Here is a 24,460-nt window from a genome sequence, read left to right on the forward strand (position 1 = left end):
GTGACTTGCATTCGAGGGGGATGGCGTTAGAAGGCCGCCCGATAAGGGAGGCCTCAAAAAATCATGATCCGTCATTCGATGCTCGTCTTGCCGCTTGTGCTGACCGCGGCGCCCGTCGCTGCGCAGGAATTCAGACCGGACCAGGGGCTGGACGAAGGGATCGTGGTCACGGCGGCCCGCACCGCGCTGCCGATCAACACCCTGCCGATGACGGTCGACGTGATCGACAACGCCGCGCTCAGCCAGCAGGTGGCCATCGGCGGCTCCATCGTCGATGCGGTTTCGGCGCTTACGCCTTCGTTTTCGCCCACCCGGCAGAAGCTGTCCGGCGCGGGAGAGACCCTGCGCGGGCGCTCGCCGCTCTATGCCATCAACGGCATTCCGCAGACGGCACCTCTGCGTGACGGCGCGCGCGACGGGTTCTCCATAGATCCGTTCTTCGTCGACCGCGTGGAAGTGATCTACGGTTCCAACGCCCTGCAGGGGATCGGCGGCACCGGCGGCATCGTCAACCAGGTGACGGTGGGACCGCCCCGGCAGGACGGGATTTCCGGGCGCGTGCTGGTGCAGGGGAATTCGGACACGGGCTTCAGCGATGACGGCATGGGCGGCAAAGTCGCCGGCCTGGTCGGCTGGCGGCAGGGGCGCTTCGACGCCACGGTCGGCGGGGCCTTCGAAAAGCGCGGCGTGTTCTACGATGGGCACGGGGATCGCATCGGCACCGACCTGACCCAGGGCGAGACTCAGGACAGCCGCTCGTGGTCGGTGTTCGGCCGCTTCGGTTATGCGGTATCGGATACGGCGCGGTTGGATCTCATGGTCAACCGCTTCCAGCTCAAGGGCGAGGGCGACTACGTCTCCGCCAATGGGGACTACACGCGCAACCTGCCCACGACCTCGGTTCGAGGGACCCCGCCGGGCGTGCCTGCCACCAATCGCACGGAAAGTGCGGCGCTGACCTATACGGATACCGCGCTCTGGGGTGGCAACCTGATGCTTCAGGGCTTCCTCAACCGTTCGCGCGACACGTATGGCGGTGAGATCGCCCCGATCGCCACGTTCCAGGATGCCGCGATCGCCCCGCTGGGAACCCTGTTCGACCAGTCCCAGAACCGCAGCCGCAAATTTGGCGGCAAGTTCTCCTATGAGCGCAAGGTGCCCGGCCTGGAGGCGCTGACCGTCATCGTCGGTCTCGACGTGCTGTTCGACAAGACCGAGCAGCGCCTGATCGCCACGGATCGTTCGTGGGTGCCGCCGGCGGAATATCGCAGCCTGGCGCCTTTCGCGCAGTTCAACCTCGCCCTGCTGGACGACGTGCTGCACCTCGCGGCCGGCGTGCGCCATGAGGACGTGCGGATCACCGTCGACGATTATCGCACGCTCGCCAGCTACGGCGGCGGCTTTGCGGTTTCGGGCGGCACGCCGAAGTTCAGCGACAACCTGCTCAACGGCGGCGTCATCCTGGAGCCGTGGAAGGGCATCCGCGCCTATGCCAGCTATGCCGAGGGCTATACGGTGCCCGACGTCGGCCGCATCGCGCGCGCTGTCAGCCGGCCCGGCGTCGACATCGACAACTACGTCAACATCAGCCCGATCGTGTCGAACAACCGCGAACTGGGCGTCGAGGTGAAGCGCGGTCCGCTGGATGCCAGCGCGGCCTATTTCTGGTCGACCAGCAAGAACGGCTCGCTGCTGGTGCAGAGCGGCGGCGTGTTCGAGGTGCAGCGCCAGCGCGTCGAGATCCAGGGGCTGGAGATCAACCTCTCGGCCCAGACCCCGGTGCCGGGGCTGACGCTTTCCACCGGCTATGCCCACCTCATCGGGCGCACCGACGGTTCGGACGACGGCATCGACAAAGTCGACCGCGATCTCGACGGGGCGAACATCTCGCCCGATCGCCTCAACCTGGCGGCCAGCTACCGCCAGGGCGCCGTCTCGGCACGGGTCCAGACCCAGTTCTTCCTTTCGAACAAGTTCGAACGGGCACCGGGCGACTACAACGAGACCTACAGCTTCGGCGGATACGACGTGACCGACCTCAGCTTGCGCTACGATACGCGCTTCGGCGGCGTGACGCTGGCGGCGCAGAATATCTTCGACACCTTCTACATCGACTACTACACCCAGACGGTGCGCCCGACCGACAATGCCCATTTCTTCGCCGGTCGCGGCCGCAACTTCACGCTGAGTTGGGATTACCGCTTCTGATGAAGCTGCTGGACACCCTGCATCGCTGGACCGGGGGGCTGGTCGGCCTGCTGCTGGCGATCATGGGGCTGACGGGCGCGATCCTCGTCCATCGGGATGCCTGGGTCGCGCTGCCTCATGCCGGCGACGCGCAAGTGCAGGGCACGCAAGTTCTGGCGGCGACGGCCGCCAGGCTCATGGCCGATCCGGCCAGGCGGCCGCAGTCGATCACCTTCGCCAATGCGGACTTCGGGCTGGACCGGCTGGCCTACAAGGGCGGCGCCGGGGCCTATGTCACGCAGGCCGGCGATCCGGTGCTCGACTGGAGCAGCCAGTGGGCACGGCCCGAACTGTGGCTTTCCGATTTCCACCAGCACCTGCTCGCAGGCGAAGAGGGCGAAACCGTGATCGGGATCGCCGGTCTCTGCGGCCTGTTCTTCGTCATCAGCGGGACCATCCTGTGGTGGCGGACGCGCCGGACATTCGAATTCCGGCTCTGGCCTGCCCGCATGACGCGCCCGTCCATCGTGCGCCAGCACCGCGACCTGGGCATCGTCATCGCCCCCTTGCTGGCACTCTCGCTGGTGACCGGCACGGTGCTCGTGTTCCGGCCGCTGGCCGCCGTCATCCTCGGCCCCGGCGCGCCCCACGAGATCGACCGGGCGCTGAAGCCGCCCACTGCACCGGCAGCCGCGCTGGCCGACGATCTCGACTGGGCAGCGATGATCCGCGCCGCGCGCGGGCGCTTCCCCGCTGCGGAAGTGCGCAGCCTTGCCCTGCCGCGCGCCGATGGCGGACTGATAACCCTGCGGATGCGCGGTCCGGGGGAATGGTTGCCCAACGGCCGCACGACAGTATGGTTCGCGGCGGACACCGGCCGCATCGTCGCGGCCCGCGACGCCGCCGATCTCTCCGGCAGGGTGACGGCGTACAATGCGCTCTACCCGCTTCATGCCGGAAAAGTGGGCGGCTTGCCGTTTCGCCTGGTCATGACGCTCTCCGGCCTCGGCCTTGCCATGCTGGGTACTTTCACCTTGTGGTCGTTCTGGTTCAGACGGCCGCGGCGGCGCGCTTCGCCAAAGCCGCTCTCCAGCCGCTGATCCGCCTTTCGGCTGCTTCACGGCGTTCCGCGGCACAAGAGCGATTGTGCAGCCCTTTCAATTGTGCCAGCCTTGGTTGTGCCAGCGTTGGCACAAACGATCCTGCGGGCGCGGTCAGGGACTGCGTGACGTTGCGGCTGAGAAGGGTAGAGGATGCGGAAATGGCTGCGGCAAGCAGACAGCACGGTCGATAGCGGCAGGCGCCGGCATCTTTTGGTCGGCGCCTTTGCCGCCCTGCATTATGCCGCTTTGCGCAGCTTCCCCGCGATGGCACGCGAAAGCGTGGAGCCCGGCGAAACCCGGTTGAGGCTGCGGGGGAACCGGCCGGGCGAGCGCTTCGACGGGATCGGCGTGGTGAACGGCGGCGGTGCCACTTCCGTGCTGCTCAAGGACTATCCCGAGCCGCAGCGCAGCCAGATCCTCGACTTGCTTTTCAAGCCCAGGTTCGGCGCATCGGTCAGCGCCCTGCTCGTGGAGATCCCCGGCGACGGCAATGCCACCCAGGGGTCCATGCCCAGCCACATGCACGCGCGGGACGATCTGGATTACGGCCGCGGCTACACCTGGTGGATCATGAAGGAGGCGAAGGCGCGCAATCCCGGTCTCAGTCTCGATGCCACGGCCTGGAGCGCGCCCGGCTGGCTGGGGGATGCGGGCGGGCACTTCGACAAAATGCCGGGACAGGGCGACGCCAAGTTCTTCTCGGCCGATACCGTCGACTATTACCTCAAATGGCTGGAGGGTCTGCGAAGCGTTCACGGGCTTGAGTTGGACGCGATCGGTGTCCGCAACGAAAAGGGCGTCTCCTTCGCTTTCGCCAAGGCTTTCAAGACGGCGCTGAGAACGCGCGGTTTCGGGCAGGTCAAATTGCATGCCTTCGACAACTGGCCCGAATGGAAGCTGGATTTCGTGCCGCAGATGCTGGCCGACAAGGAACTGCGGGACTCGATCGACATCATCAGCGCTCACACGTTCCATTCCAACTTCAAGACCACGCCGGAGGTACGCGCGGCCGCCAGGGCGATGGGCAAGCCGATCTGGAACAGCGAGGACCACGTCTACAAGAAGGGTTTCGACTGCGCCCTGGGCATCGTCGAATGCTTCAATCGCAATTATATCGACAGCGGCGCGACCAAGATCGTCAACTGGTATGACATCGCCGCGCTCTATCCGCTGGAGCCTTATTCCGAAGACCCCGCAGCCCTGCTGGCGCACGAGCCATGGAGCGGGCACTACCGGGTGCGCGAGGCGCTCTGGGGCTATGCGCATTACGGGCAGTTCACCGAGATCGGCTGGACTTACGTGCCGGGCGGCAGCGGGGTGCTGGCGAAAGGCGGCTCTTTCGTCACGCTAAAATCACCGGACGGGAACTTCAGCACGATCATCGAGACGAAGGGCGCCCAAGGGCAGCAACGGATCCGGCTGGACATCGGCCCGGGGCTTGTGCGCCGTCCGCTCTGCCTCTGGCGCAGCACCGCGCGCGAGCAGTTCGCCCGGCAGGCGGATCTCCACCCGCAAGGCGGCAGCGTCTCGGTCATGCTGGAGCCGGACGCGATCTACTCGCTGTCGACCACCACCGGCCAGCAGAAGGGCGCCTTCTCCGATATCCCGGCGCCGAAAGCCTTCCCCTTTCCCTATCACGACCGCTTCGGCGACTATCGCGCGCCGCAAGCGAGCGGGTACCTGCCGCGATATACGGCGGATATCGCCGGCGTCTTCGAACTCACCGACCGGCCCGACGGCCAAGGCCAGTGCCTGCGGCAGGTCGTGCCGGTGCCCACGATCTCCTGGGCACCGGATTGGCGGCCCTATACGATCCTGGGCGATGCGGCCTGGTCCGATTACGAGATCGCGAGCCGGGTCTGGCTTGGCGCCGGGGACGTCGCGGGCATCATGGGGCGGATCAACCATGTCGGCACCGGCTATGGCTTCATCCCCAAGGGCTATTTCTTCGAAGTCGCGGACGGGGGCCATTGCCGTCTGGTCGCCATTCGCGGGAAGAAGGATCCCAGGGCCCCGGTCGGCGATGCCGAACAGCAGGCGCTTCTCGGCAAGGCGGCAGGCGCCGCGCAGGGCGGGGAGTTGCTGCTCGCCCATGCTGCCGTGCCGACGCTGCGTCCGGGCCGCTGGCATGACCTGGGCCTGCGCTTTCAAGGCGAAGAGATCACGGCCCTGCTGGACGGCAAGCCCGTGCTCACGGCGCGGGACGGGATTTACGGAAAGGGCATGGCCGGCTTGCTGGTCGGGCAGACAGCCGACCGGGTCAGTCGTCCCTGGTTCGCGAACATCATCGTCAAGCCGCTGGGCGGGCCGGAGCCGGCGCCGTTCGTGCCGGGCGCTCGCCATGTGCCCATCTATCGAAGCTGATCAGGAGCCAGGCCGTTGAACCGCATCCTTTCCCGCCGCACATTGCTCCACGCGGCGAGCGCCGCGCCGCTGCTGACCATGCCCGCCCTCGCTGCCGCTGGCGGAACGGCCCCGCGGCAGCAGCATGTGCGCGTGAAGGCGCCTTTTGCCATGCCCGATATCGAGGTGCCCGATTTCTCCGCGAGCCGGATCTTCCCGATCACCGATTTCGGCGCGCGGCAGGACGACCAGCAGCGCACCGGCATGGCCATCGACAAGGCGGTGGCAGCAGCCAGCGATGCGGGGGCCGGCACGGTACTGGTCCCGCCGGGCCTGTGGCCGACCGGCAGGATCCACCTCCGCAGCAACGTCAATCTTCACCTCGCGAAAGGCGCGACGCTGCTCTTTTCCGACGATCCGCAGGACTATCTGCCAGCGGTGCAGACATCGTGGGAAGGGATCGAATGCTACAACTATTCGCCGCTGATCTACGCTTATGGGTGCCACAACGTCGCGATCAGCGGGCCGGGGAAGCTCCAGGCGAAACTTGAGCTTTGGAGCCGGTGGTACGCCCGCCCCAAGGCGCATATGGACGCATTGGTTGCGCTCTATCAGATGGCGCGCAGCGACAGGCCGGTGGCCGAGCGGCAGATGGCGGTGGGTGAGAACAACCTGCGGCCGCATTTCATCCAGTTCAACCGCTGCCGCAACGTGCTGGTGGAGGACATTTCGATAGAGGGCAGCCCGTTCTGGACCCTGCATCCGCTGCTTTGCCGCGACGTGGTCATCCGCCGGGTCAGGATCCACGCGCATGGCCACAACAACGACGGCGTGGATCCGGAGATGAGCCAGAACGTGCTGATCGAGGATTGCCAGTTCGACCAGGGCGACGACGCGGTATCGGTGAAATCGGGGCGCGACATGGACGCCTGGCGACTGGGCGTGCCCGCGAAGAACATCGTCATGCGCAATTGCCGCATCGTGAACGGCCATCAACTGATGGCGATCGGCAGCGAGCTATCGGCCGGGATCGAGAACGTCTGGGTCGACAACTGCCACTTCGTGGGAGACGGGCAGAAGAAGGACGGCACGGCGGTGCCGATCGACAACCTGCTGTTCGTCAAGACCAACGAGCGCCGGGGCGGCTTCGTCCGCAACATCCACATGTCGAACGTCACCGCCACGACGCTGGCCGGCAGCGTTCTGGCCGTGGAGACGGACGTGCTCTACCAGTGGAAGACCCTGCTGCCCACGTATGTCCGCAAGCTGACCCCTATCGAAGGGCTTCACGTTCGGGACGTGCAAGTCGGCCATGCCCGCTCGGTCTGCGCGATCGCCGGGGAAAGCGAACTCCCCGTGCGCAACGTATCGCTGCAAGGCGTGGAGGTTCGCGCGCTCACCGGCCCCGCGGTCGTCACGAAGAACGTCGAAGGCTTCACGAACCGCGCCTGATCGGCCGGTGGCGAGTGGCCAGTGGCTAGGAACGCGGAACGCGGTATCAGAGGTCTTCCGCAAGGCGCAGGCGGTAGCCGATGCCCGCGTCGTTGCCGATGATCCGCGGGCGCTGGGGGTCGGTTTCCAGCTTCTGGCGCAAGGCCCGGACCAGGACGCGCAAGTATTCGACATGGCGTTCTGCGGCGTCGGGCCAGACATGTGCCATGATCCGGTCGTGAGTGATGACCCGGCCGGGGAATTCCGCGAGCTGGGACAGCACGGCGTATTCCTTGGGGGTCAGGCGGACTTCGCGGCCGCTCTTCACGATCCGGCGCGAGGCCAGGTCGATAGAGAGATCGCCTATCACGAGAACGCGGCCGTTCCCGCTGCCGCGTGTCATTCTGCCTCGCAGCGCCGCGCGCGCGCGGGCGAGCAGTTCGGCGATGTCGAAGGGTTTGGTGAGATAGTCGTCAGCGCCAAGGTCGAGCGCGGCGACCTTTTCCTCTATCGCGTCGCGGGCCGAAATGACGATGAGCGCCTTGTCGCTATGTCGCTTGATCAGCGGCACCAGTTCCAGGCCATCGCGATCGGGCAGGCCGAGATCGAGCAGGACGAGGTCCGGCTCCTCCTGCGCCAGCAGTTCCAGCGCCTCGCGCGCGTTTTCCGCCGCCACCACGGCATAGTCCGCGTCCGCCATGGCCCTCTGCATGAGGGAGCGAATGTGCGGTTCGTCGTCGACGATGAGGACTTTCGGAGCCGTCATGGAAGGTCCTTGCTATCGAGAGGCACGCCGATCAGCGCTGCGGGAATGCGAATGGTGAAGCCGGGCCCCGGGGCCGCGTCATCGCCCGCCGCTTCCACCGACAGATCCATAGCCTGGGCGAAGGCTTTCACAATGCCCTGAACGCGCGCGGACCCGGTGGCGTGGTGAGGCGCGGCCCCGATTATCGAGAGCGTGATGGCGTCGGGCAGGCGGCGGCAGCGGATCAGGAGTTCCCGTTCCGCGGCGCCGCCGGCGCTGTCGAGCAGGATGACGAGGCAATGGCGCAGAAGCCCCGGGTCGACCCGCACGGGGGGCATGCCGGGCGCGATGTCTATGGTCACGCCGGAATCCTGCCGTGACCGGCGGGTTTCGTGCAAGGCATCCGCGACGGCGCCGAACAGGTCCGTCTCTTCGGCTTGCACGGGCAGGGCGCCGGTTTCCAGACGGGCCAGATCGATGAGCGCAGCTGCCAGGCGGTCGAGCCGCGCGGCCTCGGCTTCGATGAAGCCCGCCAGGTCTGACGATGGACGGCGCTTCATGTCCCGGGCCGCGGCGACGATTGCGGAGAGGGGGCTGCGCAGATCCTGGTCCAGCGCGGAAAGCAAGGCCGCGTTCAGCCCGTCCGGCGCGGCGATCCGGCGCGCCTGCGAATGCTCCGTTTCCAGCGCCATGCGGTCGAAGGCGATGGAGGCCTGGTCGAGCAGGCTCATCAACAGGGGCAGTCGGTCGGACCGGAGCGGGTCGCTGGCGTCGCTCCGGGCGATCCCGAGTACGCCAAGGACACCGCGCGCGGTGCGCAGCGGGTGAAACAGCCAGTCCGATGCGGTCAGCGTGGCGGAGCCGCGTCCGGCGGGCAAACCCCTGTCCAGCGCCCACTGCGCGGCGGCGATCTCGATCTGCCCCAGTCGGTCCTCGGGCGGAAACGCGGCGCGAAGCTCGGGGCCCTGGGGGGTGGGGAGCAGCAGCACCGTCTTAACGTCGAGCAGCCGGGCGACTTCCGCGCAGATCGCCTGGAGCAGCGCCTCCTGCGTCGCCGCGGCGGTGAGCCGGCGCGAGAAGCCGGCCAGCGCGGCGTTCTGGCGCGCGCTCGATCCGGCAAGGTCCGCCTGCGCGTGGACGCGGGCTGCGAACTGGCTGGTGGCAAAGGCCACGCCCAGGAGGACGAGGATGGAGACGACGTTTTCCGGGTTGCTGACCGTCAGTGTGCCGGTGGGCGGCAGGAAGAAGAAATTGTAGGCGAGGCTGGCGGCGAGCCCGGTGAACAGTCCGGCGCGCAGGCCGAATGTCGCGGCGGCGAACATGACCGGCACCAGGAACAGCAACGCGATATTGCCAAGATCGAGCACTTCGACGAGCACTCGCCCGGCCGCGGTCACTGCGGCGACCATCAGTAGGGACCAGAGATAGTGCGACGGCGGCCCCCAGCGCCGGCGCGGGCCACGCTCTCTCCGGCCTCGCGGGACGGCCTCCGCCGCGAACGGCAGGACATGGATCGCCACGTCGCCGATGCTGCCCAGCAGACGGTCCACCGCCGATCCGCGCCGCCGCACGCGCCAGTGGGAGCGGTGAGACTTTCCGGGCAGGATCTGGCCAGTCAGGATCTGACCAGTCGCGATCTGGCCGATCACCAACTGGGTCGCCCGTTCCTGCCGGGCGAAGTCGCGCAGCCCTTCGACTACACCGACGGCCGGAATGCTGGCGGTGGACGCGCCGAGCCGGGAGGCCAGCGCCAGTGCTTCGGCCAACTGGCGGCGATCCTCCTCGCGGAACTGGCGGTCGCGCCGGGTCTCGATATGGACCGCGCTCCAGGGCGCCCTCAGCGCATCGGCCAGGCGCTTGCCCGCGCGAACCAGCCCGGCCGCGTGGGCATCCGCGCCGATGGCGACCATGATCCGGTCGCCCGCGGCGAAACTGCCCGCGAGGGCATGGGCGCGCAGGTGCTCCAGCATCTGCGCGTCGACCGCCTGGGCCGCGCGGCGCAGAGCCAGTTCGCGCAAGGCCGTGAGGTTGGATTTCGAGAAGAAGTGGCCGAGCGCCCGCGTTGCCTCATGCGGGATATAGACCTTGCCGTCCCGCAGCCGCTCGATCAGCTCGTCCGGGGGAATGTCCACCACTTCGATCTCGGCCTGTTCGAGGATCGAATCCGGCACCGTCTCGCGCACGCGGACGCGGGTGAAGGAGGCGACGACGTCGTTCAGGCTCTCGACGTGCTGGATGTTCAGCGTGGAATAGACGTCGATCCCGGCGTCGAGCAGCTCCACCACGTCCTGATAGCGCTTGGGATGGCGGCTGCCGGGCGCATTGCTGTGCGCCAGTTCGTCGACCAGCACCAGGCCGGGGCAGCGTTCGAGAATGGCGTCGAGGTCCATCTCGTCCAGCGCATGGCCCCGGTGATCGACCTGCCGCCGGGGGATGATCTCGTGGCCGCCCAGAAGTGCCTCGGTGTCCCGCCGGCCATGGGTTTCGGCGACGCCCACGATGACGTCGGCGCCGGCATCCCGGCGCTGGCGGCCTTCGGTCAGCATTTCCCAGGTCTTGCCCACTCCCGGCGCGGCGCCGAGGAAGATCTTGAGGCGGCCGCGTCCCTCCCCCGCGGCGGCGCGCAGGAGGGCTTCGGGTGAAGGCCGATCGGCTTCGGTCACGGCACGGGCTTGCGGCCGATGGCATCGAGCCGCCGATTGAGCATCAGGACGTTCACGCGCGGTTCGCCCAGAAAGCCCAGGATCGGCCGCTCCACGGACTGTTCGACCAGGGTCTCGACCGCCGCGCGATCGAGGTTGCGGACGCGGGCGACGCGGTCCACCTGGTAAAAGGCCGCCTCGGGGCTGATGTCGGGATCGAGCCCCGAGGCGGAGGTGGTCACCAGGTCGGATGGAACGGGTCGACCGGGTGCCGCAGTCTGCAGCGCGTGAATGTCGCCCCCCACGCGCTCGGCCAGCACGCGCGAGGCGGGGCCGAGGTTGGATCCGGAGGAGGCAAGGCCGTCGTAGCCCTTGCCCGCTGCCGAGGGGCGGGTGTGGAAGTAGCGTTCCGTAACGAAAGCCTGCCCCACCACGGAGGAGCCGACGATCCTGCCGCGTTCCGCGATCAGGCTGCCGCCCGCCTGGGCGGGGAACAGGAACTGCCCCAGTCCGGTGATGGCCAGCGGATAGGCGAGGCCCAGCAGCAGCGCGAAGAGCACCGTCATCACGAGGGCCGGACGCAGCGACGAAAGGATATCCCGGTTCATTCCATGTCTCCTCAGGCGAGGCCCAGGCCGTTCACGGCCATGTCGATGAGCTTGATGCCGATGAAGGGCGCGATCAGTCCGCCCAGGCCGTAGAGCGCCAGGTTGCGCGCCAGCAGCGGGCCGGCGCCCATCGGCCGGTAGGTCACGCCCCGCAGCGCCAGCGGCACCAGGCAGGGGATGATCAGGGCGTTGAAGACGATCGCCGAAAGGATCGCGCTTTCCGGGGTGCCGAGGCGCATGACGTTGAGCACGCCGAGCCCCGGATAGAGCGCCAGGAACATGGCGGGAATGATCGCGAAGTACTTGGCGACGTCGTTGGCGACCGAGAACGTCGTCAGGGCGCCGCGGGTCATCAGCAGCTGTTTGCCGAGGCCCACGACTTCGATCAGCTTGGTGGGGTCGCTGTCGAGATCGACCATGTTGCCCGCCTCGCGCGCGGCCTGGGTGCCGGTGTTCATGGCGACGCCCACGTCCGCCTGCGCCAGTGCGGGTGCGTCGTTGGTGCCGTCTCCGCACATGGCGACCAGGCGTCCGCCTTGCTGTTCCTTGCGGATCAGCGCCAGCTTGTCCTCCGGCGTAGCCTCCGCAAGGAAGTCGTCCACCCCGGCCTCGGCAGCGATCGCGGCGGCGGTCAGGGGATTGTCGCCGGTTATCATGACGGTGCGGATGCCCATGGCACGCAGTTCGCCGAAGCGTTCGCGGATGCCGGCCTTGACGATGTCCTTGAGGAAGATCGCGCCCAGCAGGCGGCCGTTCGAAGCGACGGCCAGCGGGGTGCCGCCCGCCCGGCCGATCTCGTCCGTCACGCGGCGCAATTCGGTGGCGGCGGCGGTGGCGGCGGCCTCGGGATGGGCGCGCAGGATCGCCTGGACCGCGCCCTTGCGAACCTTGCGTTCATCGGTGTCGATGCCGGAAATGCGGGTCTGGGCCGTGAAGGGTATGACGGTCGCACCTTCGGGCAGCGCGTCCGGGCCAGGTCCGCATGTCTCGCGGGCGAGCAGGACGATCGACCGCCCTTCCGGCGTCTCGTCGGCCAGGCTGGCGAGCAGCGCGGCTTCGGCCAGTTCGGCCGTGGTGGCGCCGCCGACCGGGCGGAACTCGCTGGCCTGGCGGTCTCCCACGGTGATCGTGCCCGTCTTGTCGAGCAGCAGCACGTCGATGTCTCCCGCCGCCTCGACCGCGCGGCCGGACTTGGCGAGCACGTTGAAGCGCACCAGACGGTCCATCCCCGCAATGCCGATGGCGGAAAGCAGCGCGGCGATGGTGGTGGGGATCAGGGTGATGAGCAGGGCGGCCAGGATCGCCACCGGCACCGTGCCGCCGGCATAGCTGGCAAAGCCCGGAATCGTGCCCACCGCGATCAGGAAAATGATGGTCAGGCCCACCAGCAGCAGGGTCAGCGCGATCTCGTTGGGGGTCTTCTGGCGTTCCGCGCCTTCGACCAGCGCGATCATGCGGTCGAGGAACCCCTGGCCGGGATGGACGGTGACACGCACGCGGATCTCGTCCGAGATCACGCGGGTGCCGGCGGTCACGGCCGAGCGGTCGCCGCCCGCCTCGCGGATGACGGGGGCGCTCTCGCCGGTGATGGCGGCCTCGTTGACCGAGGCGACGCCCGCGATCACTTCGCCGTCGGAGGGGATGAGGTCGCCGGTCCGGACCAGTACCACGTCGCCGCGCCGCAGGGCGCTGGCGGGCACTTCTTCGTAGCGGTCGTCCGCGCCGAGGCCGTCTCCCTTCAGCCGCCTGGCGGTCAGTTCGGCCTTGGCGGCGCGCAGGGACGCGGCCTGCGCCTTGCCGCGCCCTTCGGCCAGCGCCTCGGCAAACGTGCCGAACAGCACGGTCAGCCAGAGCCAGAGCACGAGCTGGATCTTGAAGCCGGCGGCCAGTCCGTCATGCCCGGCGATCAGCAGGATCGTGAGCAGGACGGCGACGACGGCAGTGGTGAACATCACCGGATTGCGGATCAGTTCGCGCGGGTCGAGCTTGCGGAACGCATCGCCGATCGCGGGGAGGATCAGGTCTGCGGTGAAAAGCGAAGTCTTGGCGGATCGAGCCATGGGTTGATCCTCAGAAAAGCTGGCCGCGGATCATCGCGAGATGATCGGCAACGGGGCCAAGGGCGAGGCCGGGCAGGAAGGTCAGGCCGCCGACGATCAGCACGATGCCGATCAGCAGGCCGGTCCAGAGCGGGCCGGTGGTGGGGAAGCTGCCCGCGGTAGGCGGGGTGTGCCTGCGGGCGGCGAGGCTGCCCGCCACGGCCAGCATCGGGATGATGATGAAGAATCGGCCGATCCACATGGCGATGCCCAGCATGCCGTCATAGAAGGGCGTATTGGCCGTCAGCCCGGCGAAGGCGGAGCCGTTGTTGCCGACCGCGGAGGTGAAGGCATAGAGGATCTCGGAAAATCCGTGCGGTCCCTTGTTCAGCGGTCCGGCCAGCCCGGCGGGCAGGACCGAGGCGAGGGCGGTGAAGCCCAGGATGACGAGCGGCAGGACGGCGATGGCCAGCACCGCCAGCTTGACCTCGCGGCTTTCGATCTTCTTGCCGACATATTCCGGCGTGCGCCCGACCATCAGCCCCGCCACGAAAACGGCCAGGATCGCGAACAGCAGGAACCCGTAGATCCCCGCGCCCACGCCGCCGACCACGACTTCGCCCAGCTGGATGTTGAACAGCGGCACCAGCCCGCCGAGCGCGGTGAAACTGTCGTGCATGGCATTGACCGCGCCGCAGCTCGCCGCCGTCGTGACAACCGAGAACAGCGCGGAAGCGGCGATGCCGAAGCGGACTTCCTTGCCCTCCATGTTGCCGCCGCCGAGGCCGAGATGATGAAGCACCGGGTTGCCGGCGGCTTCCTGCCAGTACGTCACGGCCGTGCCCGCCAGGAACAGCGCCATCATCGCGGCCAGGATCGCCCAGCCCTGGCGCGCATCGCCCACGGCCTTGCCGAAAGCGTGAGTCAGCCCGGCCCCGATCGCGAAGATCGAAAGCATCTGCACCAGGTTCGTCAGTGCCGAGGGGTTCTCGAAGGGATGGGCCGAGTTGGCGTTGAAGAAGCCGCCGCCGTTGGTGCCCAGCATCTTGATCGCCTCCTGCGACGCCACGGGGCCGAGCGCCAGCGTCTGCTTCACGCCTTCCAGGGTCGTGATATCGACCGATCCCGCCAGGGTCTGCGGCACGCCGCTGGCGATGTAGAACAGCGCCAGCACGGTGCAGAGCGGCAGCAGCAGGTAAAGCGTCACCCGCGTCATGTCGGCCCAGAAATTGCCGATGCCCGCTGCGCTCCTTCGGGCAAAGCCGCGGAACAGCGCGAAGGCGAGCGCTATGCCGGTGGCGGCGGATAGGAAGTTGTGCAGTGTCAGGCCCAGCATCTGGCTGAGGTTCGACATCGTCGATTCGCCTGCGTAGCTCTGCCAGTTGGTGTTGGTGGTGAAGCTCACCGCCGTGTTGAACGCGAGGTGCTCGCCCACGGCGGGAAGGCCGCGCGGGTTGAGCGGCAGCAGCGCCTGCATCCGCAGCACGAGATAAGTCAGCAGGAGCAGCACGGCGTTGAAGATCAGCATGTGCACGGCGTAGCGCCGCCAGGACTGGTCCTCCTGCGGATCGATGCCGGAGAGGCGGTAGAAACCGCTCTCGACCGGGCCGAGCACGGCGTGAAGCGGGGTGCGGCGGCCTTCGTAGAGCGCGAAGAGCCAGAGGCCCATCGGCCGGACGAGCGCCAGCAGCAGGCAGACGAAAGCTGCGATCAGCAGCCATCCCTGATAAGTCATGGGATCGCCTCCTAGAAGCGTTCGGGCCGCGCGAGCACGGCGACGAGGTAGACGAGAAGACCGAGCGCGGTTCCCGCGCCCAGCCAGAGATCGATGGTCATGGCTGCCTGCTCCTCACGCCCTGTCGCACAGCGCCGCGTAGCCGAGGCTCGCCGCCAGCAAGGTCAGGAAGAGGCCGATCCAGAGGATGTCCTGCATGGTGATGCTCCTGCACGCCCATCGCCGCGCGGTGCGGCGGAAGCGATTGCAGCAGCCCCGCTAGCCCCATCCGCCGTAAACATTCGAGACGAGGCTGGGGCCGGTCGCATAGGATTTGCATATGATGGCCCGCACGGGGCCGCTGCCTGGGCCGCCTGCTTCATGAGCCGCAAGTCCCGGCGGAAGGCGCGAACACTTGGCGCCCTCGCGAGTTGTTCCAGGCAAAGGAGACAGCGATGACGAAGATACGGCAGCCGGGCGACAGGGCCCGCTGGAACGGCCATGGCGGTGCGGCCCGGCATGACTGACCGGACCTGCGATGTCGCCATCGTCGGCGCGGGCACGGCGGGCCTTGCTGCCGAGCGTGCGGCCCGGACCAATGGCGCCTCCACGCTGCTGATCGATCCGGCCTTTGCCGGCACCACCTGCACCACGGTGGGGTGCATGCCTTCGAAACTTCTGATCGCCGCGGGCCAGGCGGCCCATGCGGCCCGGCACGCGCAAGTCTTCGGCGTTCGCGCGGAGCCTGTGGTGGATGGCGCCGCGGTCATGGCGCGGCTGCGGGCGCTGCGGGACGGGTTCGTGGCCGGCGTGAAGGCCGAGTTCGGGAAGCTGCCCAAGGGCACGATGCTAAAGGGACGCGCCCGGTTCGACGGTGCGGGCAAGCTGGCCATCGACGACGGCACCAGCGTCACGGCGAAAGCCGTCGTGATCGCCGCGGGGGCCAGACCCTCGGTTCCCGATTTCCTCAGCGAGGTCGGTCATGCCGTGCTGACGAACGAGACATTGTTCGAGCTTGAGGCGCTGCCCGGCTCCGTCGGCGTGATCGGCGCGGGCCCCCTGGGCCTCGAACTGGCGCAGGCGCTGGCGCGGCTGGGAGTGGACGTTGCCGTGTTCGACGAAGGCGAAAGCCTGGCCGGACTGGAAGACGAGGCGATCGCGCAAAGCCTGCGCCAATGCCTGGAAGCCGAATTCGCGGTCCATCTCGGCGTGAAGCTCTCGGCGAAAGCCTCGGGCAAGCAGGTCCGCTTGTCCTGGACGGGAAAGTCCAGGGGGGATGCGACTTTCGACCATATCCTGGCCGCGGCGGGGCGCCCTCCGCAGCTTGCCGATCTGGGGCTGGAAACCACCGGCCTCGCTCTCGACAAGCACGGCGCGCCGAAGACCGACCCGCGGACGATGCAGTGCGGCGATCAGGCCATCTTCATTGCCGGTGACGCCGAGCATGGCCGCCCGGTGCTGCACGAAGCGCAGGCCGAAGGCGCCATCGCCGGCCGCAACGCCGCCCGCTTTCCCGAAGTGAAGCCGGGGCGCCGCATGCCGCCGCTCTCGATCATGTTCACTTCGCCCGCCATGGCCCGGGTCGGCGAAGTGCCCGAGGGCGCCGCAACGGTGCGCGGCGCCGCCTCCTACGAAGACCAGGGACGCGCCAAGGTCTTTGCCACGAACGCGGGCTGCGTGAAGATCGATGCCGATGCGAAAGACGGCCGGCTGCTGGCGGTCCAGATGGTCGGGCCGGCCGTGGAACACAGCGCCCATTTGTTCGCGCTGGCCATCGACCAAGGGCTTACCGCCGACCAGATGCTCGCCATGCCGTTCTATCATCCCACTTACGAGGAAGGCCTGAAACCGGCGCTTCGGGCGATCTGCGATGCGATCAGCGCACCCACCGCCTCCGACCGGGACGATGGCTTCATGCCCGGCGGATGACGGCCCGGGCCAGGTCCTGACTCAAGGCCGCCTAGCCTTCTAGCCCCCAAGTCCCCTAGTCCCCTAGCCCCTCCTCTGCCAACGCCTGCTGGATCGCGGCGCGCTGCGAGAGACGCTCGTAGTAGGACGAGAGGTTGGGCGGCACGTCGAGGCCGACTTTCTCCCTGGCCCAGAACAGCATGACGAAGAGGTAGCAGTCGGCGACGCCGAACTGATCGCCCAGCGCGAATTCCTGGCTGGCCAGCGCATCCTCGAACAGGCCGAAACGCTTGCCCAGCTGGGTCTTCGCGGCGGACTTTGCCTCGTCCGAGGAGCCCGGCTTGAAGAAGGGCGCGAAGCTCTTGTGCAATTCGGTCGAGATATAGGCGAGGGCCTCGAGCGCCCGGAACCGGCCGAGCGGCCCCTGTGGCATGAGGTTTCCGGCCCGGTCGGCGATATAGCCCAGGATCGCCACGTTCTCCGTCAGGACACCCCCTGCGTCGAGGCCGAGGGCCGGGACATAGCCCTTGGGATTGACGGCAGTATAGTCCTCGCCTTCGGCGGTGGTGCGGGTCTTGAGATCGACTTTGTCGGTGGTGAAGGGCAGCTTGCTTTCGATCAGCGCGATATGGTCGGCAAGGCTGCAGGCGCCGGGTGCGTAATAGAGCTTCATGACGGTTCCTCTTCCTGGATCAGGCTTCAAGCGTCCGGGCCTTGCGATCGGCCCATTCCTTGCCGGCGTCCCCGCCCCACAGCAGCCAGGCGATGAACCCGGCCGAAGGGTCGCTGTTGGAATTCCATTTGTGAGTCGCGGTGTCCTTGTCCACGGCGTGACGGGCGAAGTAGCTGTGCATGGACTTCACGTCGCCTGCGCGAAGATCGTGGCGGCCGGCCAGCTGGTGCGCGCGCTCGACGCCCACTTTGGTCCCGCCGCGGCCGAACTTTTCGCGCAGGCGGAGCCCGCGCCTCGCGGCTGCGGCCATCTTCATCGTGGGCCTGAAATGCGGCTCGGTCATCCATCGCTCTCCCGATCTGACGACAGGTCAACGTCGCCAGGCATCGGGCGGTTTCGCGGCGGACGCGCGCCTTGTCGGTTTTCCCGGCCGGAATACCGGCGCGGAGCGACTACTTCGCGGCGTGAAGCGGCCGGTTGAGGATGGCCGGCGCGATCTGGCGGCTGGCCACTTCGCGCAGCACGAAGCTCGATCGGATGCGGCGGACATGCGGCAGCACCGACAGCTCCTTGCGGTAGATCATGTCGTAGTCTTCCAGCGACTGGACATTGAGGATCATCAGGAAATCGGTATCGCCGGTGACGAAGGCGCAGAACTGCATCGAGGGGCTGTCGAGCACGGCCTTCTCGAAGTCCTGCAGCACGGATTCGGCCTGCGAGACAAGCTCGATCGAGACCATCACCAATGTCCCGTAACCCAGCGCGCGGACGTTGAGGTTGGCCGAGTAATGGGTGATGTAGCCCGCTTCCTCCAGGATCTTGCGGCGGCGGGCCACGGCGGTGCTGGACAAGTGCACTTTTTCGCCCAGCCAGACGTCCGATGCACGCCCATCCGAAACGAGCGCGCGCATCAGGCGAAGGTCGGTGTCGTCCAGTTCGTGCTGCATTGGCTTGCCGCGTGCTGCCTCAAGCCAATGCAGCTTGCTGGATTGCATATCCATCCTGATGAGCGCCCCTCTTTTTTGTTTCGAAACCATAGTGCCGGGTTTCCCTTCGATTTCAAACAAAAGGTGCGGGTCTGAGGCGTTATTCGGACAGAATGTTGTCGAACCAGCCGGTTTCGCCCCCGATCGGCATGCCGGCGGGGATCGGCGGGCGCGGGCGGCTGAGCTTGCCGATCTCGGTTTCCAGCCGCTCGGGATCGCCGAGCAGGGCTGCCATGGAGACTTGCCACAGGCCGTCCTCGGAGCCGCTCCTGACCCGGGCAAAGCCCTTGGCGGTATCCTTGAGATAGCCGTCCAGCAGCGCGGCAACGTCTGCGGGGGTGTCCGGATCGCGCCGGGCCGAGGCGATCGTCAGCAGGGCGGTCTGGGCGATCCGGCGCGAAACCGCATCGCCATGGGCGGCGATGACGGGCGACAGCTTGTCGAGCAGCGTGGCGACGCCGGGCTGGGCCGCATCGTAGCCGTGCTGGATGTGCAGGCGCGTCAGGCGCGCGGGGGCAAGCAGGCTGTCGAGCGTCATCTGCGCGCCCACTTGCGCGGCGACGAGCGGATCGAACACTGCCGATCCGGCCCCGCGCAGCACTTCGGGCGCTGCCTCGGCATCGGTGCGGGCGCTCGTGCCGCTGGACAGCAGCATGGAAAGCGCCGCCGGAACCGTCAGTTCGCGGGGGGAGAGCGTGGCGATGAGCGCATCCATCGCCGCCATCTGGTCGGCGGCCGGGACCGGGCGGGGCGTGTCGCGTCCATCGCCGACGACCGCGTATTCGTAGTTCACCCCGCCTACCAGCTTGCCGGTGGCGTCGATGGAATAGCGATGGAACAGCCAGATCGGCACGAACTTGCGGCGCAAGTTGGAGAGCGGCTCACCCGCCAGCAGCACGTTCGGGCCAAAGCCCGACAGCGCGAGCCGGCGTACCGCCATCGTATGCGCGAGATCGGCGGGGGTGTCCTGCCCTTCGGTCCACATGTTGACGCCGGGCACCGCGAGATCGGGGGCGCGGCCGTCGATGTCGGTGCCGTAGATCAGGCCGGCCTTGCGAATGGCGTCGGCCTTGGCCGCTGCTTCGGCATCGCCGTCGATGCCGGGTGCGGGCTGGCCGTATAGCCAGTCTACCGTGAACTTGTCCCACTTGCCGATGCCTGTGGCATAGGCATCGCCGAGGTCCAGCCGGCCGTCGGCGATGCCCACTTTAGGCCCCGGGTAGTCCATCACCGAGGCGCGGTCCTGCAGGCTGGCCTTGAAGTTGTGCACGAAGCCGATGGCATGGCCCACTTCGTGCGCGCCCAGCTGGCTGATCCGTGCGAGGGCCACGCGAACCGGGTCGTTGGCGCCGCCGGTGTTGTTCTGCGCCGTGCCGACCAGGCCTTCGAACACGGTGATGTCCTGCCGCACGCGCAGCGCGCCCAGCACGACCACGCCCTTCACGATCTCGCCGGTGCGCGGATCGATCACGCCCCCGCCGTAGGACCAGCTGCGGTTCTGCCGGTCGGTCCAGTTGACCACGTTGTAGCGCACATCCTGCGGGTCGACGCCGGCGGGCAGGATGGCCACCTGGAAGGCGTCGATGAAGCCGGCTGCGTCGAAGGCATCGGCCCACCAGCGCACGCCGCTCGCCAGGGCGGAGCGGATCGGCTCGGGCGCGGCGCTGTCTATGTAGAAGACGATAGGCTTCTTCACCGGCGATCGGGCCGCGCTGGGGTCGGTCTTCTCCAGCCGGAAGCGGTTGGCATATTCCACCAGCATCGGGCTGCCCAGCGGCGTGCCGAAATCGTAGACCTGGGTGGCGTGGCTGCCGGAGCGAATGTCGAACTTGCGCGGCACGAAGCCGGGCTCGGGCAGGGCCACCAGCGAGGAATGGACGGTGACGCTCACGGCACGGCCATCCGGGGCGAGGACGTCGAGTTCCTTGCCCGCGCTATCGGCGGTGAAGGTCTGGACGGTTTCGAACTCGACGTTCCGGGGAAAGACCTTGACCGACGCCGGGTCGAGGGCGCTGAGTTTCTCCGAGAGCTTGTAGCCCTTGGCGCTTTCGCCGATGGCGCCGGCAAGGTCCATGGCGTCGCTGGTGAGGAGCGGCGTCGCATCCACCGTCACGCCGCCGCCCGCTTCACTCACCACTTCGAGCATGGCTACCGTGCTGAAGGGGAAGCTCGCGCGGGCGCCCTTGGCCACTTCGGCATCGCCGCTCGCCCGGTAGCGGGGGTTTTCGAACAGCACCGCGACTTTGCCGCCCATGCGGCGGAAGACCAGGATCTTGGTATCGCCCTGCATGCCGCGGTCGATGCGGATCGCCGCCGAGCCGAGGCCGGTCTTGATCGCCTGCGTGAACAGGTAGCGGCCCGACAGACCCTCCGCGTCGGCCGCGGGCAGGGTCAGCAGCAACCGTCCTTTGGCGGCGTCGACCAGAACCGGAAGCAGGGCCCCGTCCGGCGACGAGACCACCGCGGCCGGTGCCGCCGCCACGGCCATGGGCGCGAGGCAGGCTACGGCGCAACCGGCGGCGAGAATGGATTTCATGCGGGCGACGATGGACATCTTGGAAGGTTCCCCTGGGAGCGGACGTTCGAAGGACAACGAGACGGCGGCCCCTGTTCGCCGCGCTTGTCTCGCTCTTGCAGCAAGCCTAGCCGAAACCGGACGCAGCTTCCCCGAACTTATCGGGCCGGCCGCACCGCGCCGTGATGGAATCCTGCGCAAACGATCGCAAGGACGTGAAATTCCGGCGTGGTCGCGCTGCCTCTCGTGAAAGTCCCAGCCCTTAGGCGCGATGCTGCACTGCATTTTGCGAATCAGGCCATGGCTGATTTCAGGAACGTGCGTCTTCGCGAAAGCGGATGCATCTTTCTTGCGCGATATTGCTAATCGGTGATGAAATCCGTCGCGTGGGGGTGAAAATCTCCTGAACTTTCGTGGGATCGTTCGCACCCTTGCGGATAGTATCGCAGTAGTCAGGCAGCAGTCCGGGTCGGGAGCAACCGACATCGAAGCGGACATTGCCGGATGATGGAGCGTCCGCGGATTTGGCGGGTGCGGGGAACAGGGGTTCCGACACAGTTAGGCGTCGACAAGGCACCGTGAGGGCGGTGCGTGTTCGCGCGCCTGTCCGGGGCTGCCAGTTCTCCATCCATCGGGATGAGGGCGCCTGTGGCGAGAAACAGTCACAGGGAGTTTTCGCGATGCGCAATGCAGTCCAGACCTCGCGGCGCCGAGGCAATATGGATACCTTTTCAGCGCGCTCGATCCGTGCCCTGCTGCTGGCAGGCGTGGCGGCGCCCTTGCTGGTGGCGACGCCGGCGCTGGCCCAGAGCGCTGCGGTCGATGAGGAACCGGTCAACGATATTGTCGTCACCGGCTCGCGCATCGTCGGCGACGGCTACAGCGCGCCGACCCCCGTGGCGGTACTGGGAGAGGCGGATATCGCCGCCCAGGCGCCTGCGAACATCTCCGATTTCGTGAACCAGCTTCCCGCCATCGCTGGCAGCGGCACGTCCGGCAACAGCTCGGGCGGCCTGTCGAACGCGGGTGCGGGCATCAACTCGATCGGCCTGCGCGGCCTGGGCGTGGGCCGTACGCTGGTGCTGGTCGACGGGCAGCGCTCGGTGGCCTCGACCGTGGGCGGCACGGTGGACATCAACACGATCCCGCAGGACCTGGTGAAGCGCGTCGAAGTCATCACCGGCGGCGCCTCTGCCGCCTACGGTTCGGACGCGGTGGGCGGCGTGGTCAACTTCATCCTCGATACGGGATACGAAGGCGTCAAGCTGGGGGTCGATACCGGCCTCTCCACCTATGGCGACGCCTACAATTACCGTTTCACCGGCACCGCGGGCTTCTCGCTGCTGGATGACCGCCTGCACCTGCTGACCAACGTGTCCTACTTCAAGCAGACCCGCGAGGAAGGGATCAACCGCGACTGGAACGACAGCGGTTACTTCCAGATCAACAACCCCGCCTATGACGGCACCAACGGCGCGCCGCAGCGCCTGGTCGGCAGCGGCATCGGCCCGGCCGGCTACACGGCCGGCGGTCTGATCTCCAGCGGACCGCTGCGCGGCACCTATTTCCTGGGCGAGGGGCAGACCGCCCAGCTCACCTATGGAACCGTCTCCAGCCCCTGGATGATCGGCGGCGACTGGCAGACCACGCTGGACGGGCACCTCGGCACCAATACCCTGGTTCCCCTCGACGAGCGACTGAGCCTGTTCCAGCGCGCCGGCTTCGAGATCACGCCGGATATCGAGATCTTCGGGCAGTTCTCCTACAACCGCTCGGTCAGCGCCAGCTCGTACCAGCAGACGCCCAGCACCGGCGTTTCCATCGCGGCCGACAATGCCTACCTGCTCAGCCAGTATCCCGCCGTTGCCGCGGCGATGGCGGCGCAAGGGCTGTCCTCGATCACGGTGGGCACGTCGAATGCCGGCTTCCCGATCCCGGGCAGCAATATCAAGCGCGAGGTCTATCGCGGCGTCGTGGGCGCCAAGGGCCAGTTCGACATGTTCGAAAAGGCCATGAACTGGGATGTCTACTACCAGAAGGGCGTGACCAAGGCGCGCGAGGAGCTGACCAATACCTGGCTCAATTCCCGCATGGCCCTGGCGCAGGACGCCGTGTTCGACGGTACGGGCAATATCGTCTGCCGCTCCACCCTGACCAATCCGGGTAACGGCTGCGTGCCCATCGACAGGCTGGGTACCGACGGTCCCTCGCAGGAAGCGCTCAACTACATCTACAACGACGGCAACCAGCCGCTGCGCCACCAGACGATCAAGCAGGACGTTGCCGCCGCCACGATTTCCGGCAAGGCCTTTGCGCTGCCGGCCGGAGACCTGGCTTTCGCCACCGGCGTCGAATGGCGGCGCGAGCAGATCGACGGTTCGGTGGATCCGCAGTACAATTCCGGCTGGCTCTACGGCAACTTCCGCGTGAACCAGGGCAAGTACGACGTCTACGAGGGCTTCCTCGAACTCGACGTGCCCATCTTCGACGGCATGAACGTCAATGCCGCCGCGCGCGGCACGCATTACTCGACGTCGGGCTGGGTCGGCACATGGAAGGTCGGCGCCAACTGGCAGGCCATCGACTCCCTGCGCCTGCGCGGCAACATCAGCCACGACATCCGCGCGCCCAACCTGGAGGAACTGTTCGCCGCCGGTACCGCGCGCACCAATTCGGTCATCATCCCGACCGGCGCCGATGCCCCGCAGACCGGATCGCTGCAATTCGTGCAGAACGCCTTCGGCAATCGCAACCTGAAGCCTGAAGTCGCCGACAGCTGGACTCTTGGCGCCGTGTTCGAACCGACGTTCCTGCCGGGCTTCTCGCTCTCGTTCGATTACTATTCCATCCGGATCAAGGACGCGATCGGTTCGATCACCGCCCAGCAGACCGTGGACTTGTGCTATGAGCAGGGGATCAGCTCCTATTGCCCGAACATTCATTTCGTGAACGGGCAGCTCAGCACGATCGACCTCACGCCGATCAACTTCGCGCGCCAGAAGACCAGCGGCTTCGACATCGAGGCCAGCTACGCGGTCCCGGTCGGCCCCGGCACCCTGCGCCTGCACGGGCAGACCACCCATTACATCAAGAACGTTGTCGACGACGGTATCAGCTTCCCGATCGACTATGCCGGCGTCCTGACCAGCGGCACGTATGCCTCGCCCAACTGGGTCTACCGACTGAGCGCCTTCTACGACATCGACCCGGTCAGCTTCAACCTGGTGGCGCGCGGCTTTACCGATGGGGTCTACGGCAACGACTGGATCGAATGCGACGGCGATTGCCCGGTCAGCACCGCGCAATACCGCACGATCAACGACAACTCGATCAAGGGCGCGACCTATTTCGACGCTTCGGTGGACTTCAAGTTCCCGGCGATGGGCGGGGTCGGGCACCTGACCTTCATCGTCAACAACCTGCTGAATAAGGACCCCGTGCTCGTGGGCAACGGGCCTGACGGCAACAATGTGCCGGCTTACGCCCAGACCAACCGGAGCCGCTACGACGTGATCGGCCGCACTTTCCGCATGTCCGCCAAGGTCGAGTTCTGAGTTTCCAATTGC

16 protein-coding genes are annotated in these 24,460 nt (G+C 67.2%); 6 read left to right on the forward strand and 10 right to left on the reverse strand.

Translation table 11 applies throughout. The annotated features are described in order from the left end of the window. Positions 1–63 precede the first annotated feature (63 nt). The 4 genes from AC1VV3_RS15220 (at position 64) to AC1VV3_RS15235 (ending at position 7,085) form a co-directional block, all read left to right on the forward strand. The gene (locus tag AC1VV3_RS15220; protein ID WP_314466743.1) at positions 64–2,208 is read left to right on the forward strand and encodes a TonB-dependent receptor domain-containing protein; all 2,145 of its coding nucleotides are present in this window, start codon (positions 64–66) and stop codon (positions 2,206–2,208) included. Then, positions 2,208–3,287, forward strand: a complete 1,080-nt coding sequence (locus AC1VV3_RS15225) for a PepSY-associated TM helix domain-containing protein (RefSeq protein ID WP_482962722.1) — start codon at positions 2,208–2,210, stop codon at positions 3,285–3,287. Before AC1VV3_RS15220 ends, AC1VV3_RS15225 begins: the two co-directional genes overlap by 1 nt. 267 nt (positions 3,288–3,554) lie before the next feature. Further along, positions 3,555–5,654, forward strand: a complete 2,100-nt coding sequence (locus AC1VV3_RS15230; protein WP_482962723.1) for a galactocerebrosidase — start codon at positions 3,555–3,557, stop codon at positions 5,652–5,654. Between the two features lie 15 nt (positions 5,655–5,669). Then, complete coding sequence (locus tag AC1VV3_RS15235; protein WP_482962724.1) at positions 5,670–7,085, forward strand: glycoside hydrolase family 28 protein; 1,416 nt, start codon at positions 5,670–5,672, stop codon at positions 7,083–7,085. Between the two features lie 46 nt (positions 7,086–7,131). Here AC1VV3_RS15235 and AC1VV3_RS15240 read toward each other — a convergent pair whose 3' ends face one another. From AC1VV3_RS15240 to AC1VV3_RS15265, 6 genes are read right to left on the reverse strand one after another with little or no spacing between them, the layout of a single operon-like run. After that, on the reverse strand, positions 7,132–7,830 hold the full coding sequence (locus AC1VV3_RS15240; protein ID WP_482962725.1) for a response regulator: 699 nt from the start codon (positions 7,828–7,830) through the stop codon (positions 7,132–7,134). Further along, on the reverse strand, positions 7,827–10,472 hold the full coding sequence (locus AC1VV3_RS15245) for a DUF4118 domain-containing protein (RefSeq protein ID WP_482962726.1): 2,646 nt from the start codon (positions 10,470–10,472) through the stop codon (positions 7,827–7,829). The genes AC1VV3_RS15240 and AC1VV3_RS15245 overlap by 4 nt, the downstream gene beginning before the upstream one ends. After that, positions 10,469–11,059, reverse strand: coding sequence for a potassium-transporting ATPase subunit KdpC (gene kdpC, locus AC1VV3_RS15250; protein ID WP_482962727.1), 591 nt, complete (start codon positions 11,057–11,059; stop codon positions 10,469–10,471). Before kdpC ends, AC1VV3_RS15245 begins: the two co-directional genes overlap by 4 nt. 11 nt (positions 11,060–11,070) lie before the next feature. After that, entirely contained in the window at positions 11,071–13,119 is a 2,049-nt protein-coding gene (kdpB, locus tag AC1VV3_RS15255; protein WP_482962728.1) for a potassium-transporting ATPase subunit KdpB, read from the reverse strand. A 10-nt stretch (positions 13,120–13,129) separates the two neighbouring features. Continuing rightward, complete coding sequence (kdpA, locus tag AC1VV3_RS15260) at positions 13,130–14,833, reverse strand: potassium-transporting ATPase subunit KdpA (RefSeq protein WP_482962729.1); 1,704 nt, start codon at positions 14,831–14,833, stop codon at positions 13,130–13,132. Positions 14,834–14,844: 11 nt separating this feature from the next. Further along, positions 14,845–14,934, reverse strand: coding sequence for a potassium-transporting ATPase subunit F (locus AC1VV3_RS15265; RefSeq protein WP_132267089.1), 90 nt, complete (start codon positions 14,932–14,934; stop codon positions 14,845–14,847). A 397-nt stretch (positions 14,935–15,331) separates the two neighbouring features. On the opposite strand from AC1VV3_RS15265, the gene AC1VV3_RS15270 reads away from it, so the two are divergent. Continuing rightward, entirely contained in the window at positions 15,332–16,741 is a 1,410-nt protein-coding gene (locus AC1VV3_RS15270; protein WP_482962730.1) for a dihydrolipoyl dehydrogenase, read from the forward strand. Between the two features lie 55 nt (positions 16,742–16,796). On the opposite strand, the gene gstA is transcribed toward AC1VV3_RS15270, so the two are convergent. From gstA to AC1VV3_RS15290, 4 genes are all read right to left on the reverse strand, one after another. Continuing rightward, positions 16,797–17,393 (reverse strand): glutathione transferase GstA, encoded by a 597-nt coding sequence (gene gstA, locus AC1VV3_RS15275; protein ID WP_482962731.1) that lies wholly within the window; start codon positions 17,391–17,393, stop codon positions 16,797–16,799. A 19-nt stretch (positions 17,394–17,412) separates the two neighbouring features. Further along, positions 17,413–17,736: a hypothetical protein gene (locus AC1VV3_RS15280; protein ID WP_132267083.1), complete on the reverse strand. Its 324-nt coding sequence runs from the start codon at positions 17,734–17,736 to the stop codon at positions 17,413–17,415. 109 nt (positions 17,737–17,845) lie between these two features. Further along, on the reverse strand, positions 17,846–18,430 hold the full coding sequence (locus AC1VV3_RS15285) for an Lrp/AsnC family transcriptional regulator (RefSeq protein WP_207913003.1): 585 nt from the start codon (positions 18,428–18,430) through the stop codon (positions 17,846–17,848). Positions 18,431–18,479: 49 nt separating this feature from the next. Next, a complete protein-coding gene (locus tag AC1VV3_RS15290; protein ID WP_482962732.1) occupies positions 18,480–20,933 on the reverse strand; it encodes a zinc-dependent metalloprotease in 2,454 nt (817 codons plus the stop codon). Positions 20,934–21,613: 680 nt separating this feature from the next. On the opposite strand from AC1VV3_RS15290, the gene AC1VV3_RS15295 reads away from it, so the two are divergent. Beyond that, positions 21,614–24,448: a TonB-dependent receptor plug domain-containing protein gene (locus tag AC1VV3_RS15295; RefSeq protein WP_482962733.1), complete on the forward strand. Its 2,835-nt coding sequence runs from the start codon at positions 21,614–21,616 to the stop codon at positions 24,446–24,448. Positions 24,449–24,460 lie beyond the last annotated feature (12 nt).

Source organism: Novosphingobium sp. BL-S-34, from assembly GCF_056857015.1.